The organism is Acinetobacter sp. AKBS16 (assembly GCF_002899995.1).
Classification (GTDB): domain Bacteria; phylum Pseudomonadota; class Gammaproteobacteria; order Pseudomonadales; family Moraxellaceae; genus Acinetobacter; species Acinetobacter baumannii.
In genome coordinates this window covers 45,589-47,093 of the sequence record NZ_POYH01000082.1, presented here as the reverse complement: position 1 = coordinate 47,093, position 1,505 = coordinate 45,589, and the positions used below count along the sequence as shown (strand labels likewise).

At 41.8% G+C, this 1,505-nt stretch carries 2 protein-coding genes; one reads left to right on the top strand and one right to left on the bottom strand.

Annotated features, from left to right (window positions below):
- A partial coding sequence (locus tag C1642_RS14880; protein WP_228153923.1) for a lipase family protein occupies positions 1-958 on the top strand: 958 nt, incomplete at its 5' end.
- A gap of 92 nt (positions 959-1,050) precedes the next feature.
- On the opposite strand, the gene C1642_RS19645 is transcribed toward C1642_RS14880, so the two are convergent.
- On the bottom strand, positions 1,051-1,505 hold a 455-nt coding region (locus C1642_RS19645), incomplete at its 5' end, for an LLM class flavin-dependent oxidoreductase (RefSeq protein WP_228153922.1).

The window sequence follows — 1,505 nt, the reverse complement described above, 5'->3', positions numbered from 1 at the left end:
CTTACCAAAAGGAACGCCGCCGAAAGAAGGTTGGCCAGTGGTGTTATGGGCACATGGTACTGTAGGTTTGGCCGATGCTTGTGCGCCGTCTTGGAGTGGACGATCATACCGAGATGTACAATATTTAAATCGTTGGCTTAAAGAAGGTTTTGCTGTCGTTGCCACAGATTACGAAGGGTTAGGTGTTGCAGGACCACACTTGTTAATTAATAACCCAATGCTGGCTTATAGTATTTTAGATAGTGGTAGAGCTGCTTTAAAAACCAAGTTACCACTTGCGAATAAGTTTGTGATTGTTGGCCAATCACAAGGAGGCGCTGGGGCTGTTGCGGCTTCTTCCTACTCGGCAACGTACGCACCTGACTTAAATATTAAGGGTTCAATTGGTACGGGCGTGATTTATCAAGATCCTGAAGCGACGCCTGAAAAAAATCAGTTAAAGTTAAATCCTTACGAAGTCAGCCCATCACTGGCTTATGGCATCTATAGTTTTTTAGTGACACAAAGTCTATATCCAGAAATTAAAACAGACGATATTTTCACGCCTGAAGCTGCTCCTTTAGTTGAACAAGCAAGAAATGCCTGCTTAACAAGTTTTATGGGAGATATTCAAACCGCAGGGCTTTCGCCAGCACAAGCATATAAACCTAATCCGCCGGCAAGCTATAAAAAACTGCAAGAGAAACAGTCAAATGATTATGGTTATTACCCTACATTAAAAATTAGTCATCCATTATTTATTGGGACAGGGGCAAATGACCGAACTCCAGATGCTCGTTCTCAAATGAAGCTGGTGGCAGATGCTTGTAAAGCAGGTACAGTGGTCGAAGGTCATTTGTATCATGGCTTAGGACATAGCGAAACTGTTAATGCTTCCTTAAAAGATTCAATTCCGTTTGCTAAAAAGGTGATTGCGGGAGAGAAAATTCAGGCTATTTGTAAACCTGACTTGCAATAAAAGATGGACTAAAGATTTTCTCACTAAAGAAAATCTTTATTAAAAAAGCCGCTCTTCAAAGATATTGAATGAGCGGCTTTTGCTTTAAATATTTAAGCGATTTGTTTTAATCTTTTGGCTGCCTCTTCACGTACAGCGGGGATAATATAACGACCATAATCGACCGTATCATAGATCGGATCGTAGCCCCGATTTAAGAAAGTCGTCACCCCTAAATCTACATAATCAAGTAATGAGGCAATAATGGTGTCTGGTGTACCAACAAGAGCAGTCGTATCGCCATAAGCTCCAACAGCAGTTGCTGTTGGCATCCATAATGCGCGGTCATGTCGATCACCTTGCTGGGCTGCTGCCAATAAGCGCTGTGAACCGATACCTTTGATTTTATGTCCCGATAATGTGCCGTTATTTTGAAAAGTCGGATTATTTTGAATATCTGCAAGAATCTGTTCTGCTCGTTGCCAAGCAAGTTCTTCGGTTGCACCAATAATAAGACGTACAGATAAACTAACAGGAGGCTGTGGTTTATTGGCTTTTTCTGCTGCGA